Source organism: Bacillus sp. EU52 (genome assembly GCF_037964975.1).
In the GTDB taxonomy this organism is placed as follows: domain Bacteria; phylum Bacillota; class Bacilli; order Bacillales; family Bacillaceae; genus Bacillus; species Bacillus subtilis.
Genome location: NZ_CP150177.1, coordinates 2,725,021 through 2,737,894, shown reverse-complemented (window position 1 = coordinate 2,737,894; position 12,874 = coordinate 2,725,021). Strand labels below are relative to the sequence as shown.

Genomic DNA, 12,874 nt, shown 5'->3' with positions numbered 1-12,874 from the left:
AAGGAGAACGGTTAACTTGAAGAAACGTATTGCTCTATTGCCCGGAGACGGGATCGGCCCTGAAGTATTAGAATCAGCGACAGACGTACTGAAAAGTGTTGCCGAACGCTTTAACCATGAATTTGAATTTGAATATGGCCTGATTGGAGGGGCGGCTATTGATGAACATCATAACCCCCTCCCGGAGGAAACCGTTGCTGCTTGTAAAAATGCAGACGCGATATTGCTTGGTGCTGTCGGCGGACCGAAATGGGATCAAAATCCTTCGGAACTGAGACCGGAAAAAGGGCTGCTCAGCATCAGAAAACAGCTTGATTTGTTTGCGAATTTGCGGCCTGTGAAGGTATTTGAAAGCCTTTCTGACGCTTCGCCTTTGAAAAAAGAATATATAGATAATGTTGATTTCGTTATCGTTCGTGAGCTCACAGGCGGCTTGTATTTCGGCCAGCCGAGCAAACGTTATGTAAACACTGAAGGTGAGCAGGAAGCAGTAGATACACTGTTTTATAAGCGAACGGAAATTGAACGAGTGATCAGAGAGGGCTTCAAAATGGCGGCAGCCAGAAAAGGCAAAGTGACCTCTGTAGATAAAGCGAATGTTCTTGAATCAAGCCGGCTGTGGCGTGAAGTGGCTGAGGACGTTGCACAAGAGTTTCCTGATGTGAAGCTTGAGCACATGCTTGTGGATAACGCGGCCATGCAGCTAATTTATGCACCGAATCAATTTGATGTCGTGGTGACTGAAAATATGTTCGGTGATATTTTAAGCGATGAAGCGTCCATGCTTACAGGCTCGCTCGGAATGCTCCCGTCAGCCAGCCTATCAAGCTCTGGCCTTCATCTGTTTGAACCTGTTCATGGCTCCGCGCCTGATATTGCCGGTAAAGGGATGGCAAATCCGTTCGCAGCCATATTGTCAGCGGCAATGCTTTTGAGAACATCTTTCGGGCTTGAAGAGGAAGCGAAAGCTGTAGAAGATGCGGTAAACAAAGTCTTGGCTTCCGGAAAAAGAACAAGAGACTTGGCACGGGGTGAAGAGTTCAGCAGCACTCAGGCCATTACAGAGGAAGTTAAGGCAGCAATCATGAGTGAAAATACAATTTCTAATGTGTGACAGCTTACGTTAAGCGGTCTTAGCTCTAGGTAGAGGGAGGAAATAAAAGATGATGCCTCGAACAATCATCGAAAAGATTTGGGATCAGCATATTGTAAAACATGGTGAGGGAAAGCCGGATCTTCTCTATATTGATTTGCACCTCATTCATGAGGTGACGTCTCCTCAGGCATTTGAAGGCTTGAGACAAAAGGGAAGAAAGGTCAGAAGACCCCAAAACACATTTGCGACAATGGACCACAACATCCCGACTGTCAATCGTTTTGAGATAAAGGATGAAGTTGCGAAACGCCAGGTAACGGCGCTTGAAAGAAACTGTGAGGAATTTGGCGTGCGCCTTGCCGATCTTCACAGCGTGGATCAAGGGATTGTCCATGTCGTCGGCCCTGAACTGGGCTTAACGCTTCCAGGGAAAACGATTGTGTGCGGTGACAGTCATACATCAACACATGGCGCTTTCGGCGCTCTTGCATTTGGAATCGGGACGAGTGAAGTTGAACATGTCCTTTCCACACAGACACTTTGGCAGCAGCGCCCAAAAACACTTGAAGTGCGCGTAGATGGAACGTTGCAAAAAGGGGTAACGGCAAAGGATGTCATCCTTGCTGTCATCGGCAAATACGGTGTGAAATTCGGCACGGGCTACGTCATTGAATACACTGGGGAAGTATTCAGAAATATGACGATGGATGAACGAATGACTGTTTGTAACATGTCAATTGAAGCAGGAGCAAGAGCTGGTTTGATTGCACCTGACGAGGTGACGTTTGAATATTGCAAAAATCGCAAGTATACGCCAAAAGGCGAAGAATTTGACAAGGCCGTAGAGGAATGGAAGGCGCTGCGCACAGACCCGGGCGCTGTTTATGATAAATCTATCGTCCTTGACGGCAACAAAATTTCCCCTATGGTGACATGGGGCATTAACCCGGGAATGGTTCTTCCTGTCGATTCTGAAGTTCCTGCGCCGGAAAGCTTTTCTGCAGAAGATGATAAAAAAGAAGCGATTCGCGCTTATGAATATATGGGACTGACTCCTCATCAGAAAATTGAAGACATTAAAGTGGAGCACGTATTTATCGGTTCCTGCACGAATTCCCGCATGACTGACCTTCGACAGGCTGCTGATATGATCAAAGGGAAGAAGGTAGCTGACAGCGTAAGGGCCATCGTCGTGCCCGGATCCCAAAGCGTGAAGCTTCAGGCTGAAAAAGAAGGGCTTGACCAGATTTTCTTGGAAGCTGGATTTGAATGGAGAGAGTCAGGCTGCAGCATGTGTTTGAGTATGAATAATGATGTTGTTCCTGAGGGAGAGCGCTGTGCATCAACCTCTAACCGCAACTTTGAGGGCAGACAAGGAAAAGGTGCAAGAACACATCTCGTCAGCCCGGCAATGGCTGCGATGGCTGCCATTCACGGACACTTCGTTGATGTCAGAAAGTTTTATCAGGAAAAAACAGTTGTGTAAGGAGTGCGCGAGATGGAACCTTTGAAATCACATACGGGGAAAGCGGCCGTATTAAATCGGATCAATGTGGATACAGACCAGATTATTCCTAAGCAATTTTTGAAGAGGATTGAAAGAACAGGCTACGGGCGTTTTGCATTCTTTGACTGGAGATATGATGCGAATGGTGAACCGAACCCTGAATTTGAATTAAACCAGCCTGTTTATCAAGGAGCTTCCATTTTAATAGCAGGAGAAAACTTCGGCTGCGGGTCATCGCGTGAACACGCTCCGTGGGCACTTGATGATTATGGGTTTAAAATTATCATTGCGCCGTCATTTGCTGATATTTTTCATCAGAACTGCTTTAAAAACGGCATGCTTCCGATCCGCATGCCATATGACAATTGGAAACAGCTTGTCGGCCAGTATGAAAACAAGTCATTGCAAATGACTGTTGACCTTGAAAATCAGCTGATTCATGACAGTGAAGGCAATCAAATTTCATTTGAAGTTGACCCGCATTGGAAAGAGATGCTGATCAACGGATATGATGAAATTTCATTAACGCTGCTGCTGGAAGATGAAATCAAGCAATTTGAATCACAAAGAAGCTCTTGGCTTCAAGACTGAAAAAGCGGCCGGTATTTGTCCGGCGGCTTTTTTTGCCTGGTGAAACCTTTCATTTCTTGTGTTTGTTCACAGGTGTTGATACACTTGAACAAAATAAATGCCTGAAAGGAATATAGGTATGACGCATGACAAGAAAAACGCAAAAATTATTCCTTTTCCTCATCTGAAAGACCGCCTTGTGGAAAAAGGGATGTCATCACTCAAGGAAAAAAAGTATCAAGAAGCGCTTGAACTGTTTTCAGAAGCGATGAAATATGATGATACTGAATCCGATCTTCACTTAGGGATGGCCATCTGCTTTTTAGAGCTGGGCGAGCTGGAAGAGGCAGAAAGCGTGTGCGAGAAGATGCTCAAAGAAGGTTATGGCCATTATTTTACGGTTTTGCAGGTGTACATGACCATCTTAATTCAGCTCAAAAAATACGAGGAAGTCAAAAGCACCATTGAAGCCGTTTTGGAAGAAAATCAGCTGCCTGCAGAAAGCGCCGAGCAATTTTATAAGCTGCTGGATTTCAGCCGGAAAATGACCGATCCGGATCGTGAGGACGAGGCTTGGGCCGAAGAATATGAGGATACAATTGACACCGAGAAAGTGCTGGCAAGCCCTGAGGAGCAAATGAATCTCATTCATTCCTTAAAAGACCGTAACGTAGCAAAGTATACAGGATTGCTCAAAACAATCCTCCAAGACCCCTCAGCCCATCCGATTATCAAAACGATGATTGTCATGCTGTTGGCTGAGCATGAGTACAGTAAACCTGTACACATTAGTAAATTTGGCGAGTCGTTGACAATTGAACCGTCTGAGATTGTTCCGCCTGATGCCGCGCCGATTCTTCACCGTGTTCTCAGGGTGCTGGATGAGACACTTGGAAATGAAAATCCAACCTTATATGCGGCAGTAGAAGAATTGTGGAGAAGACATTTGTACGTTTTATATCCGTTCCAGCCGAAATTGCTGTCGGCTGACCTTTGGGCGGCTGCCCTTCATAAAGTCGGTTACGAGATGCACGGGATTGAAATTGAAAGCGAAGAACTTCATATGATGTATGAATTTACAGACAGAGAACTCGATGAAGCTTGCACAATGTTAAAAGATATTGAAGAAATTTCTTATTTGTAAATCGCGCCATATAGTTGAAAGCGCTATGTGTTATGTTATAATATAGTGGTTGTATTTGTGTATAACGGGTTATAAGAAATACGGTTGGACAGGCTTTGCAGTTCATTATTAACATCTATACATAATGATTCTGATCTTTGGCAGCTTTGTTTTTGTTGGACGAAGCCGAATGATTGCTTTAGAATGGAAGACCGACACAACCTGAATAGATTTTTGGAGGGAAACACATGTCTGTAAAATGGGAAAAACAAGAAGGCAACGAAGGCGTTTTAACGGTTGAAGTTGATGCTGAAACGTTTAAAACAGCACTTGATGATGCATTTAAAAAAGTAGTAAAACAAGTTTCAATTCCTGGATTCCGTAAAGGTAAAATTCCTCGCGGATTATTCGAACAGCGCTTTGGCGTAGAAGCTCTTTACCAAGATGCTTTGGATATTCTTCTTCCTGTAGAATACCCTAAAGCGGTTGAAGAAGCTGGAATCGAGCCTGTAGACCGTCCTGAAATCGATGTTGAAAAAATCGAAAAAGGCGAAAGCTTAATCTTCACTGCGAAAGTAACAGTAAAACCTGAAGTGAAGCTTGGCGAATACAAAGGCCTGGGCATTGAAAAAGACGACACAACTGTAACTGACGAAGATGTTCAAAACGAACTAAAAGCCCTTCAAGAGCGTCAAGCTGAGCTTGTTGTAAAAGAAGAAGGCACCGTTGAAGAAGGAAACACAGTTGTTCTTGATTTCGAAGGATTCGTTGACGGCGAAGCATTCGAAGGCGGAAAGGCTGAAAACTACTCTCTAGAAGTAGGATCTGGCTCATTCATCCCTGGCTTCGAAGATCAATTAGTTGGCCTTGAAGCAGGTGCTGAGAAGGATGTTGAAGTGACATTCCCTGAGGAGTACCACGCTGAAGATCTTGCAGGCAAACCAGCTGTGTTCAAAGTGAAAATTCACGAAATCAAAGCGAAAGAGCTTCCTGAGCTTGACGATGAATTCGCAAAAGATATCGATGAAGAAGTGGAAACACTTGCTGAATTAACTGAAAAAACAAAGAAACGTTTAGAAGAAGCAAAAGAAAACGAAGCTGACGCTAAATTGCGTGAAGAGCTTGTTCTGAAAGCTTCTGAAAATGCTGAAATCGATGTTCCGCAAGCAATGGTCGACACTGAGCTTGACCGCATGCTGAAAGAATTCGAACAGCGTCTGCAAATGCAAGGCATGAACCTTGAGCTTTACACTCAATTCTCAGGTCAAGATGAAGCTGCGCTTAAAGAGCAAATGAAAGAAGATGCTGAAAAACGCGTAAAATCTAACCTGACTCTTGAGGCGATTGCGAAAGCGGAAAACCTTGAAGTATCAGATGAGGAAGTTGATGCTGAGCTTACTAAAATGGCTGAAGCATACAACATGCCTGTTGAAAATATTAAACAAGCCATCGGTTCTACTGACGCGATGAAAGAAGATTTAAAAGTTCGCAAAGCAATTGATTTTCTTGTAGAAAACCGTTAATATGGTGCATAATAATAGTACTAATAAAACAGGGCGCGAATCATTCGTGCCTTGTTTTGTACAATTATGAGTTATCTCTTTTTCTTGGGGCAATATAGTTAATGCAGGGCAGTTTTTTGTCATACATATAGAATGTGCAAGTCAGAAACACATTGTTACCGTCTTTTTGGAAAGTATGGTAAAATGCAATACATACTCGTTCGTTTCAAGAATCATTTTCTTTTGCTCTGCCGGTAAAAGAAAAAGTGAGACAAGATTAAGGGGTGAAAGAATGTTTAAATTTAACGAGGAAAAAGGACAATTAAAATGCTCGTTCTGTGGAAAAACACAAGATCAGGTTCGTAAGCTTGTAGCTGGACCTGGTGTATATATATGTGACGAATGTATCGAACTCTGCACTGAAATTGTAGAGGAAGAACTCGGAACAGAAGAAGAAGTAGAATTTAAAGACGTACCAAAGCCTCAGGAAATTCGTGAAATTTTGAATGAATATGTCATCGGCCAAGATCAAGCGAAGAAATCACTTGCTGTTGCTGTGTATAACCACTATAAGCGCATTAACTCTAACAGCAAAGTTGATGATGTTGAGCTTTCAAAAAGTAATATTTCATTAATCGGCCCTACGGGAAGCGGTAAAACCCTTCTGGCGCAAACATTGGCTCGCATTTTAAATGTGCCGTTTGCGATTGCAGACGCTACATCTTTGACTGAAGCTGGATACGTGGGTGAAGATGTAGAGAATATTCTCTTGAAGCTCATCCAAGCTGCTGATTATGATGTGGAAAAAGCCGAAAAAGGCATTATCTATATTGATGAAATCGATAAAGTGGCTAGAAAATCTGAAAACCCGTCTATCACACGTGATGTGTCAGGTGAGGGTGTACAGCAGGCATTGCTTAAAATTCTTGAGGGTACAGTGGCAAGCGTGCCGCCTCAAGGTGGACGTAAGCATCCTCATCAAGAATTCATTCAAATTGACACAACAAATATTTTGTTCATTTGCGGCGGAGCTTTCGATGGTATCGAACAAATCATCAAACGCCGTTTAGGCCAAAAAGTGATTGGATTCGGTGCCGACAATAAAGCTGCTGATCTTGAGAAAGAAGATCTTCTTTCAAAAGTGCTTCCTGAAGATTTGCTCCGTTTCGGGTTAATTCCTGAATTTATCGGACGTCTTCCGGTTATTGCAAGCCTTGAAAAGCTTGACGAAGAAGCATTGGTTGCGATCTTAACAAAACCGAAAAACGCTCTTGTTAAGCAATTCAAGAAAATGCTTGAGCTTGATAACGTTGAGCTTGAGTTTGAAGAAGAAGCGCTTTCTGAAATTGCTAAAAAAGCAATTGAACGCAAGACTGGAGCACGCGGACTCCGTTCTATCATTGAAGGCATCATGCTTGATGTGATGTTTGAGCTGCCTTCTCGTGATGACATTGAAAAATGTGTAATTACCGGGGCAACTGTGACACACGGAGAGCCTCCTCGCCTCTTATTAAAAGACGGCACTGAGGTAAGCCAAGATAAAACATCTGCATAAAGATAAGCACAAACCTCCTGAGTGGTAACACTCAGGAGGTTTTTTTTGCATGCAAACTCTTCCGGAAAAACGTTTATTCCCGCCTCCTATGGGAGATACTAGCAATCAGAGGAATGAATTGGATACATAAATTGTTTTTCAGGAGGGACCACCATGAGTTGGACAGGGATTGCGTTATTTATTCAGCTGTTTTTTGGGATCATCATCGGTTTGTATTTTTGGAATTTGCTTAAAAATCAAAGGACACAAAAGGTCACGATAGATAAAGAATCAAAGAAGGAAATGGAGCAGCTTCGGAAAATGCGCGCTATCAGCTTGTCCGAGCCATTATCTGAGAAGGTCCGCCCCAAAAGCTTTCAAGATATCGTCGGACAGGAAGACGGCATAAAAGCATTAAAGGCGGCTTTATGCGGGCCAAATCCTCAGCATGTGATTGTCTATGGGCCACCGGGAGTTGGGAAAACGGCTGCTGCGCGGCTTGTGTTGGAAGAAGCAAAAAAACATAAACAATCACCGTTTAAAGAGCAGGCTGTCTTTGTGGAACTCGATGCGACAACAGCCCGTTTTGATGAAAGAGGAATTGCCGATCCGCTCATCGGCTCTGTCCATGACCCGATATATCAAGGGGCCGGAGCGATGGGACAGGCTGGGATTCCGCAGCCGAAGCAGGGAGCTGTCACCCATGCCCATGGCGGTGTGCTGTTTATTGATGAAATAGGGGAGCTGCATCCTATTCAAATGAATAAAATGCTGAAGGTGCTTGAGGACAGAAAAGTCTTTTTAGACAGTGCGTATTACAGTGAGGAAAATACACAAATTCCGAATCATATTCATGATATTTTTCAAAATGGGCTGCCGGCTGATTTTCGCTTGATTGGCGCGACCACGAGAATGCCAAACGAAATTCCGCCAGCTATCCGGTCCCGCTGTTTGGAGGTTTTTTTCCGCGAGCTTGAAAAGGATGAGCTGAAAACGGTTGCTAAAACAGCAGCGGATAAAATTGAAAAAAATATCTCCGAAGAAGGACTGGATCTTTTGACCAGCTACACGCGGAACGGGCGGGAAGCCGTCAATATGATTCAAATCGCAGCGGGGATGGCTGTAACGGAGAATCGGAAGGACATTACGATTGAGGATATTGAATGGGTCATTCACTCCAGTCAGCTTACTCCAAAGCACGAGCAAAAAATCGGTGTTGAACCACAGGTTGGCATTGTAAATGGGCTTGCAGTCTATGGGCCTAACAGCGGATCGCTTCTGGAAATCGAAGTAAGTGTAACCGCGGCTCAAGATAAAGGATCAATTAACATCACAGGAATAGCTGAAGAAGAAAGCATCGGCAGCCAATCAAAATCGATCAGGCGAAAAAGCATGGCGAAGGGTTCGGTTGAAAATGTATTAACCGTGCTCCGGACAATGGGAATGAAGCCTTCTGATTATGATATTCACATCAATTTCCCAGGAGGGATTCCGATTGATGGGCCGTCAGCAGGCATTGCGATGGCGGCGGGGATTTTCTCGGCGATACACAAAATTCCTATTGACAATACCGTTGCGATGACGGGCGAAATCAGCCTGAACGGTCTTGTGAAACCCATCGGAGGCGTCATTCCGAAAATAAAAGCGGCCAAGCAGTCCGGTGCGAAAAAGGTGATTATCCCATATGAAAATCAGCAGGCGATCTTAAAGCAGATTGACGGGATCGAGATTATTGCAGTGAAGACGTTCCAAGAAGTGCTTGATGAAATTTTGGTGAATCCGCCAACGGAACAAAAACCGTTTCATATCGAAATCAATAAAGAATCCGTTTAAACCCTATTTTGATAATAGGGTTTTTTTCATGAAGGACATCTTTTCCTTTTTCATATCAGAAAGAAAGGGTATACTACGAGGAGACTGTTTTATAGAAAATGGAACCATGCCGTTTATTGTACAAGGATGAAAAAGTTGTATTATAATGGTTCATACTAAAGTCACGGAGGTGTCAGTCACATGGCAGAAGAATTAAAACGCAGCATCCCGCTCCTCCCTTTAAGAGGTTTATTAGTGTACCCGACGATGGTTTTGCATTTAGATGTAGGACGTGACAAGTCGGTTCAGGCTCTTGAACAGGCAATGATGCATGATCATATGATATTTTTAGCCACTCAGCAGGATATTTCGATAGACGAACCTGGTGAAGACGAGATTTTCACTGTCGGCACCTATACAAAAATTAAGCAAATGCTGAAGCTTCCGAACGGTACGATTCGTGTGTTGGTGGAGGGCCTCAAGCGCGCCCATATCGTCAAATACAATGAACACGAGGATTACACGTCGGTCGACATTCAACTTATTCATGAAGATGATTCAAAAGATACAGAAGACGAAGCATTGATGCGGACTTTGCTAGACCACTTTGATCAGTACATAAAAATTTCTAAAAAAATCTCGGCCGAAACGTACGCCGCGGTTACTGATATCGAAGAGCCGGGGAGAATGGCAGACATCGTTGCTTCTCACCTGCCCCTTAAACTAAAGGATAAGCAGGATATTTTAGAAACGGCTGATGTCAAAGACAGGCTGAACAAGGTCATTGATTTTATTAATAATGAAAAAGAAGTGCTGGAGATTGAGAAAAAAATCGGCCAGCGCGTCAAACGTTCGATGGAGCGTACGCAGAAGGAATACTACTTACGGGAACAAATGAAGGCGATCCAAAAAGAGCTTGGCGATAAAGAAGGCAAAACTGGCGAAGTTCAGACGCTGACGGAAAAAATCGAAGAAGCAGGCATGCCTGATCATGTGAAGGAAACAGCGCTTAAAGAATTAAACAGATATGAAAAAATTCCGTCAAGTTCTGCGGAAAGCTCCGTGATCCGCAACTATATCGACTGGCTGGTTGCTCTTCCGTGGACGGATGAAACAGATGATAAGCTTGATTTGAAAGAAGCAGGACGTCTCTTGGACGAAGAGCACCACGGGCTTGAAAAAGTAAAAGAACGTATTTTAGAATATTTGGCTGTCCAGAAGCTGACCAAATCCCTGAAAGGCCCGATTCTCTGTTTGGCAGGACCTCCAGGTGTCGGAAAAACGTCTTTAGCCAAATCAATTGCAAAAAGCTTGGGACGCAAATTCGTCAGAATCTCACTCGGAGGAGTTCGGGACGAATCAGAGATACGCGGACACAGACGGACCTATGTCGGAGCAATGCCTGGACGTATTATTCAAGGGATGAAAAAAGCGGGCAAGCTGAATCCGGTCTTCTTATTAGACGAAATTGACAAAATGTCATCTGATTTTAGAGGAGACCCATCATCCGCTATGCTTGAAGTGCTTGATCCAGAGCAAAACAGCAGCTTCAGTGATCACTATATTGAAGAAACCTTTGATTTATCCAAAGTGCTGTTTATCGCAACGGCGAACAATTTGGCCACAATCCCGGGCCCGCTCAGAGACAGAATGGAAATTATTAATATCGCAGGCTACACAGAAATAGAAAAACTTGAAATCGTAAAGGATCACTTGCTTCCAAAGCAAATCAAAGAACACGGGCTGAAGAAAAGCAATCTTCAGTTGCGTGATCAGGCGATTCTTGATATTATCCGCTACTATACGAGAGAAGCTGGTGTGAGAAGCCTTGAACGCCAGCTTGCCGCGATTTGCCGTAAAGCTGCAAAAGCCATTGTTGCTGAAGAGCGAAAACGGATTACGGTTACTGAGAAGAACCTTCAAGACTTTATCGGAAAACGTATTTTCAGATATGGACAAGCTGAAACAGAGGATCAGGTTGGTGTAGTGACAGGGCTTGCTTATACAACCGTTGGCGGAGATACGCTGTCGATTGAAGTATCGCTTTCTCCGGGGAAAGGGAAATTAATCCTGACAGGAAAGCTCGGAGATGTTATGAGAGAGTCTGCTCAGGCTGCATTCAGCTATGTGCGATCCAAAACAGAAGAACTTGGCATTGAACCTGACTTTCATGAGAAGTATGATATTCATATACATGTACCAGAGGGTGCGGTGCCAAAAGATGGTCCGTCAGCCGGTATTACGATGGCAACAGCGCTTGTTTCTGCTTTAACGGGACGGGCGGTTTCGCGTGAAGTCGGCATGACTGGGGAAATCACGCTTCGCGGGCGCGTGCTGCCGATCGGCGGCTTAAAGGAAAAAGCGCTTGGCGCACATAGAGCGGGATTAACGACCATTATTGCGCCTAAAGATAATGAAAAAGATATAGAGGATATTCCTGAAAGCGTCAGAGAGGGGCTGACATTTATATTGGCGTCCCACTTAGACGAGGTTTTGGAACATGCCTTAGTAGGAGAGAAGAAATGAAAGTCACAAAGTCAGAAATCGTGATCAGTGCAGTAAAACCGGAACAGTACCCTGAAGGAGGGCTACCGGAAATTGCATTGGCTGGAAGATCAAACGTAGGAAAATCGTCTTTTATCAATTCATTAATCAATCGCAAAAATCTTGCGAGAACATCGTCAAAGCCTGGAAAAACACAAACGCTTAATTTCTACATTATCAATGATGAACTGCATTTTGTGGATGTGCCGGGGTACGGTTTTGCCAAAGTGTCAAAGTCTGAGCGTGAAGCTTGGGGCAGAATGATTGAAACCTATATCACGACACGTGAGGAATTAAAAGCAGTGGTACAGATCGTTGATTTGCGGCATGCGCCATCCAATGATGATGTGCAGATGTATGAATTCTTAAAGTATTACGGCATTCCTGTTATTATTATCGCTACAAAGGCGGATAAGATCCCGAAAGGAAAATGGGACAAACACGCGAAGGTTGTCCGACAAACATTAAATATTGATCCGGAAGACGAGCTGATTCTCTTTTCTTCAGAAACGAAAAAGGGGAAAGACGAAGCTTGGGGAGCGATCAAAAAAATGATAAACCGGTAGAGAATCCTCTACCGGTTTTATTTATCGTATAGATTTTTTCCGTTTTATCAATAATAACAATAAACTGATTCCAATAAAGACAAACGGCCAATACTCCTTCAGAAGTGCTGTTGGAATATGCGCAGACTCAAGCCATGCCATTATTTGTTTGAAAAAGTACAAAAACAGGGAAAAACAAATCATCGACACAGCTTCATATACATATTCTTTTTTTTGAACGGTTGAAACGAGAAGTGAGAAGCCGATCATAAAGAGGAGCATTTCAAAATCATCCGGCCACCATACCCATTTCGGCTTGGCAAAAAAGTGTAAACCGATCCCGAAGAGAAGCAAACCGATAAAAAAATGGGGTGTGACGGCTTCTTTTTTTCCTTGATATACAAAGGCTGCGCCTAACAGCATGAGGAGAACAGGCCATTGATCCTGCCCTGAAAACAGTTCGGCTTGGCCGCTTTCTAGCCATGCATATACAGAAGCGGCAAGCAGCAGACAAGGGAATAAAATTGATTTTTGTTTCATGATATCACCTTCTTGTTTTTTAGAGCTGATGTGTAGTAAATTTCTGCTGTTTTTGGTATTGTCAATAGGAATGCTTCTTTTCCCTGAAGCTTTTTCTAATA

General features: G+C 43.6%; 10 protein-coding genes. 9 read left to right on the top strand and 1 reads right to left on the bottom strand.

Annotated elements, in window-relative coordinates; genetic code table 11:
- Positions 1-16 precede the first annotated feature (16 nt).
- The 9 genes from leuB to yihA all read left to right on the top strand — a co-directional run bounded on the left by leuB (position 17) and on the right by yihA (position 12,254).
- The gene (leuB, locus tag NSU05_RS14105) at positions 17-1,114 is read left to right on the top strand and encodes a 3-isopropylmalate dehydrogenase (RefSeq protein WP_015251530.1); all 1,098 of its coding nucleotides are present in this window, start codon (positions 17-19) and stop codon (positions 1,112-1,114) included.
- 49 nt (positions 1,115-1,163) lie between these two features.
- Positions 1,164-2,582: a 3-isopropylmalate dehydratase large subunit gene (leuC, locus tag NSU05_RS14100; RefSeq protein WP_003229604.1), complete on the top strand. Its 1,419-nt coding sequence runs from the start codon at positions 1,164-1,166 to the stop codon at positions 2,580-2,582.
- A gap of 12 nt (positions 2,583-2,594) precedes the next feature.
- Positions 2,595-3,194: a 3-isopropylmalate dehydratase small subunit gene (gene leuD, locus NSU05_RS14095; protein ID WP_038429409.1), complete on the top strand. Its 600-nt coding sequence runs from the start codon at positions 2,595-2,597 to the stop codon at positions 3,192-3,194.
- Between the two features lie 118 nt (positions 3,195-3,312).
- Positions 3,313-4,317: a DNA damage checkpoint antagonist DdcA gene (gene ddcA, locus NSU05_RS14090; protein ID WP_003229609.1), complete on the top strand. Its 1,005-nt coding sequence runs from the start codon at positions 3,313-3,315 to the stop codon at positions 4,315-4,317.
- A 227-nt stretch (positions 4,318-4,544) separates the two neighbouring features.
- Positions 4,545-5,819 (top strand): trigger factor, encoded by a 1,275-nt coding sequence (tig, locus tag NSU05_RS14085; protein ID WP_015714466.1) that lies wholly within the window; start codon positions 4,545-4,547, stop codon positions 5,817-5,819.
- Between the two features lie 271 nt (positions 5,820-6,090).
- On the top strand, positions 6,091-7,353 hold the full coding sequence (gene clpX / locus NSU05_RS14080) for an ATP-dependent protease ATP-binding subunit ClpX (protein WP_003229613.1): 1,263 nt from the start codon (positions 6,091-6,093) through the stop codon (positions 7,351-7,353).
- Positions 7,354-7,506: 153 nt separating this feature from the next.
- The gene (gene lonB, locus NSU05_RS14075; protein ID WP_014477564.1) at positions 7,507-9,165 is read left to right on the top strand and encodes an ATP-dependent protease LonB; all 1,659 of its coding nucleotides are present in this window, start codon (positions 7,507-7,509) and stop codon (positions 9,163-9,165) included.
- Positions 9,166-9,345: 180 nt separating this feature from the next.
- A complete protein-coding gene (gene lon / locus NSU05_RS14070; protein WP_003229618.1) occupies positions 9,346-11,670 on the top strand; it encodes an endopeptidase La in 2,325 nt (774 codons plus the stop codon).
- Entirely contained in the window at positions 11,667-12,254 is a 588-nt protein-coding gene (yihA, locus tag NSU05_RS14065) for a ribosome biogenesis GTP-binding protein YihA/YsxC (protein WP_014114673.1), read from the top strand. Before lon ends, yihA begins: the two co-directional genes overlap by 4 nt.
- A 21-nt stretch (positions 12,255-12,275) precedes the next feature.
- Here the strand turns inward: yihA and NSU05_RS14060 are convergent, their stop codons facing one another.
- Positions 12,276-12,773, bottom strand: a complete 498-nt coding sequence (locus tag NSU05_RS14060; RefSeq protein WP_003229624.1) for a hypothetical protein — start codon at positions 12,771-12,773, stop codon at positions 12,276-12,278.
- Positions 12,774-12,874: the final 101 nt, after the last annotated feature.